Genomic DNA, 2,685 nt, shown 5'->3' on the forward strand with positions numbered 1-2,685 from the left:
TTTCCCCGTTGGAAAAACCACGACCATATACCCCCAAATTTATACCTGTCAATACAATCTCAGCAAAACCGGCAACCACTAGTTTTTCTGTTTCAGTGGCAATGCTGGCAAGTGGCCGCGACCGCAGCGGCCCACGGGCATACGGAATAATGCAATAAGTACAAAAGTTGGTACATCCTTCCTGTATTTTAAGAAAAGCTCGCGTGCGTCCTGGCATAGTAAACAAGGGAATATCTTCAAATTCCTGAGCCTGCATAATATCAGTAACCGCATTAACCTGTACTGTCCGATTATTAGCCAGAGCAGCTTCTACCAGCTCTACAATCCGTGCCCTGTCCTGAGTACCGACAATAACGTCAACACCCGGAATTTGAGCCACTTGGTCAGGCGAAACTTGAGAATAGCAGCCTGCAACAGCAATAACAGCATGAGGGTTAAGCCTATTAGCACGCCGAATCAGTTGGCGTGATTTTTTTTCTCCGAGATTGGTGACCGAACAGGTATTAATAACATAAACATCTGCTTTTTCGTCAAAACCAACCGTTTTATAGCCCTTGGCCTTAAAAAGGCCTTCCATGACTTCTGTTTCAAATTGATTTACTTTACAGCCCAGTGTTGTAAACGCAACGTGCCGCATAGTCTTTCCCCCCTAAATCACCACACTCATACATGAGCGCCGCTAAAGCCGCTAAAGCTGCTGTTTCTGTACGCATAATTCGTGGTCCCATTGTAACAATACTAACTCCATGTTCCTGGCATACACTTACTTCCGCTTCACTGAAACCGCCTTCTGGTCCTATAAAGAGCAGATATACGGTTGCCCTGGATTGCATAAGCTCTTGTTTTAAACCAGAAGAAGCTTGGCCCTCATACAGCATAATTTTTTTGGCAGCAGAAAATTCCTGGTTTATAAGCACATCTTGCAAACGGGTTATGGGATATATTGGGGGTATATGGCTTCGGCCACATTGTTTAGCCGCTTCCCGTGCGATCTTTTGCCAGCGGGTCACTTTATCTACTTGCTTGGCAGCATCATATCGAACTACACAATGATCTGTAGCCACAGGAACGATGCCACAAACCCCAAGCTCTACTGTTTTTTGGATAATAAAATCCATTTTTTCCCCTTTGGCCAGCCCCTGCACTAAATAAACCGCAATCGGTGGCTCAGTATGATCTTCAGTGAATGAAAGTAATCTGAGTTGTACAGCTTCTGGACTCACCTTAGTAATTTCCGCTTGGCAGGTTTTTCGGTCCTTTCCAGATAGTAAGACCGTTTCACCTGCAGTAAGTCTGAGCACGGTAGCAATATGCCAGGCGTCTGGTCCGGTAATCATCATAGTCTGGGTAATGGGTGTATCAATAAAGAAACGGCGCATATATCGCGCCTCCTAACGTTTGGGGCTGCTGGCCACAATGGCCACCCAGCCGCCTTCTTCAATGGCTTTATCAATAACAAATCCGTTATCAATAATTGCAGCGGTAACATCACTCAAACGTTCTGAGATAATGCCGCTAGCAATAAATAAACCATCCTCTGCCAGACGTGTGCGGATGTCAGGCAGCATTTTTATAATGATATCAGCAATAATATTGGCAACGATTATATCCGCCTTGCCATCTATTCCAGTCAACAAGTCGCCTTGGGTAATCTCAACTGTTGCCGTTACCTTGTTTATCGCGACATTTTCTTGAGCTACCCGCACGGCTACAGGATCAAGATCAACGGCCCGAACGCGTGCTGCGCCAAGCTTAGCCGCAGCCACTGCCAATATGCCAGAACCCGTGCCAACATCAAAAACAATATGACCAGGTTTAATAACCTCTTCTAAGCAGCGAATGCACATGGAAGTCGTATGGTGTGTTCCGGTTCCAAAGGCCATTCCCGGATCCAATTCGATAACGATATCATCTTCTAACGGCAAATAGTCTTCCCATGACGGCTTAATCACAATACGCTCACTTACCCGCACCGGGTGAAAATATTCTTTCCAAGAGGAAGCCCAATCTTCTTCCTGTACTTCACGACAGTTAATATAGCCTCGACCTTTATCAAGGTTATGTTCATGCAACCTGTTAACACTTTCCTCAAATACACGCAATTTATCATCCAAAAATTCATCAACCGGCAAATAAGCCTTAATAGTTACGACTTCTGTTTCTAATTCCTCGGGGATGTCGCAATAATCCCAGGTACCTGAGCGTCGATAGCTATTAATCAATTCTGGATCTTCTATGACTACCCCACTTGCTCCTAGATCATGGAAAATGTTAGCTACCGCTTCGGTAGCCTCATGGGATGTTTGAATGCTGATCTCAGCCCATTTCATGCGCCATCGCCCCTTACACATCGTTTAATTCGAATTACATAACACTAAAGACATTTTTAAACTTTTTAAAAAAACCTTTTTCTTCCGAAGTCGGTTCAACACCGCCAGCTTGAGCAAATTCCCGCAATAATTCTTTCTGTCGTTCAGTTAGTTTTTTCGGAGTTACTATTTTAACCCGCACATGCTGATCGCCACGTCCATGGCCACGCAAATGCGGAATACCTTTATCTTTGATACGGAACACTGTACCTGTTTGAGTGCCTTCTGGTATCTTAAGTTTAACTTTGCCATCAAGTGTAGGGACTTCAATTTCATCCCCCAATGCCGCCTGAACAAAATTAATCGGCACTTCGCA

3 protein-coding genes and 1 pseudogene are annotated in these 2,685 nt (G+C 44.7%); all 4 read right to left on the reverse strand.

From position 1 onward, the window contains the following. Nucleotides 1–637: pseudogene (locus AC29Z1_RS16170) on the reverse strand (tRNA (N(6)-L-threonylcarbamoyladenosine(37)-C(2))-methylthiotransferase MtaB); the annotation flags it as partial. Beyond that, a complete protein-coding gene (locus AC29Z1_RS16175; RefSeq protein ID WP_488272482.1) occupies nucleotides 603–1,379 on the reverse strand; it encodes a 16S rRNA (uracil(1498)-N(3))-methyltransferase in 777 nt (258 codons plus the stop codon). The gene AC29Z1_RS16175 and the pseudogene AC29Z1_RS16170, both read right to left, overlap by 35 nt. A gap of 12 nt (nucleotides 1,380–1,391) precedes the next feature. After that, nucleotides 1,392–2,330 (reverse strand): 50S ribosomal protein L11 methyltransferase, encoded by a 939-nt coding sequence (gene prmA, locus AC29Z1_RS16180; RefSeq protein WP_488272483.1) that lies wholly within the window; start codon nucleotides 2,328–2,330, stop codon nucleotides 1,392–1,394. A 34-nt stretch (nucleotides 2,331–2,364) separates the two neighbouring features. Further along, the coding region (locus AC29Z1_RS16185; RefSeq protein WP_488272484.1) for a DnaJ C-terminal domain-containing protein at nucleotides 2,365–2,685 on the reverse strand (321 nt) is incomplete at its 5' end.

Source organism: Sporomusa sp. (assembly GCF_057736855.1).